Origin of the sequence: Burkholderia sp. ABCPW 111 (genome assembly GCF_000773065.1) — a bacterium.
Classification (GTDB): Bacteria; Pseudomonadota; Gammaproteobacteria; order Burkholderiales; family Burkholderiaceae; genus Burkholderia; species Burkholderia savannae.
Genome location: NZ_JPWT01000033.1, coordinates 1 through 1,500 on the forward strand (window position 1 = coordinate 1; position 1,500 = coordinate 1,500).

Consider the following 1,500-nt stretch of genomic DNA (forward strand, 5'->3'; position numbering starts at 1 on the left):
TCGACTTCTTCTGCATGTCGTCCAGCTTCGCCGTCGTCTGCCGGCTCAGCAGATCCATGATCACCAGCATCATCGCGATGCTGTCGCCGATCGGGTGCGGATTCGCGACGTTGCGCTCGCTCGCGCCGCCGATCGGGTCGACGTTGGACATCTGGCTCTGGGCGGTCGGTTGAATGGTCGTCATGTCTCGGATTCTCCGTTTCGTTCGTTTCGTTCGTTTCGCTACGTTCCGTTCGCTTCGCTGCGGCTTGCTTCGTGTTTCCGGCTTCGTGCTGTTTCGCTGCGCGGCCGGACCGGATGGGTGTCAGACGAATGCGCGAGCGAATTTCCTCGGCGTCCGGCGCTCGCGCGAAGCCTCGGGCTGCGGCGCGGCGGCGAGCGCGAGCTGCGCGATTTCGTCGCCGAGCCGCTTCAGGCACTGCTCCGTCTTGCCGGCCTGCTCGGTCATGCGCTCGGCGAGGCCCTGCCCGCCGTGCTTCATCAGGTCGTCGAGACGCTGCAGCTTGCGGCGCGCGTCCGGATCGCGCGCGGCCCGCGCGCGCAGCGCCGCGATCTCGTCCTGCAACGCTTCAAACGCCTGCATCTGCTCGCGCATCGCTTCCTTGCGCCGGTGCAGGTCGGTCATCGCATCCTTCAGTTGCTCGAGTCCTTGCATCGCTCACCTCGTTCTTGACGGTTTCATCGTAATTTCGCCGCGCGATTTCGCTTTACTGAAAACCGCGGCCGCTTTCGAATTCGTACCCGCGCATGCGCGTTTACCGCAATCGCCGTCGCGGCGGCCGACGCGCGCGAAGCCGCGCCGGCCGCGCGGCGCGTCAGCGGATCGCCGACGCGATGCCCTTCGTCGATTCGGCGAGCATGCTTTGAAGGCTGTTGATCATCTGCACCGCCGTGTTGTAGTTCTGCATCAGCTGCTGCATCTTCAGCTGGCTCTGCTGGATGAAATCCGACGCGCGCCCCGATACCGATTCGAGCGACGACTTCACCGACATCAGGTCCGCCTTGTCGAGGCCCGCCGCGCCCTGCAGCGCGCTCATGATCGTCTTCATGTGATCGACGCTGATCTTCTGGCCGGGCCGGTAGTTCACCTCGGGCAGCGACCAGATGTAGTCGCACACGCGCTTGCCGTCGATCTTGATGCCGAGCGAATCCATGTAGCTGACCACGTCCTGCCACGGCGTCGACGTCATCCCGTCCGCATCGGCCTTGTCGATCATCGACTGCATCTTTTCGAGCATCTGCGCGAATTTCCGAGGGTCCGGGCCGGCCGCCGTCTTCGCCGCGATGAACTCGTCGATCGTCATGCCGTTCACGAGGATGTCGTTGTCCTTCATATACTTGAGCACGTCGGCGGGCAGCTCGGTCTTGTCCTCCGGCTTGACGAGCTTCGCGAGCGCCGCCTCCACCTTGTTCGCCATGTCCTGCGCGTCGCGCGAGATGTTCGACTTCTTCTGCATGTCGTCCAGCTTCGCCGTCGTCTGCCGGCTCAGCAGATCCATG

2 protein-coding genes and 1 pseudogene are annotated in these 1,500 nt (G+C 63.9%); all 3 read right to left on the reverse strand.

Annotation, left to right across the window (positions count from 1 at the left end; all coding sequences use genetic code 11):
* A pseudogene (locus tag X946_RS05290) lies at positions 1-184 on the reverse strand (secretion protein EspA); the annotation flags it as partial.
* Positions 185-304: 120 nt separating this feature from the next.
* The gene (locus X946_RS05295) at positions 305-655 is read right to left on the reverse strand and encodes a hypothetical protein (protein WP_038744729.1); all 351 of its coding nucleotides are present in this window, start codon (positions 653-655) and stop codon (positions 305-307) included.
* Positions 656-815: 160 nt separating this feature from the next.
* The coding region (locus tag X946_RS05300; RefSeq protein WP_038744731.1) for a secretion protein EspA at positions 816-1,500 on the reverse strand (685 nt) is incomplete at its 5' end.

Coding starts and splice junctions, on each gene's coding strand:
- X946_RS05295 (WP_038744729.1), bottom strand. CDS start 655: ATGCAAGGACTCGAGCAACTGAAGGATGCGATGACCGACCTGCACCGG.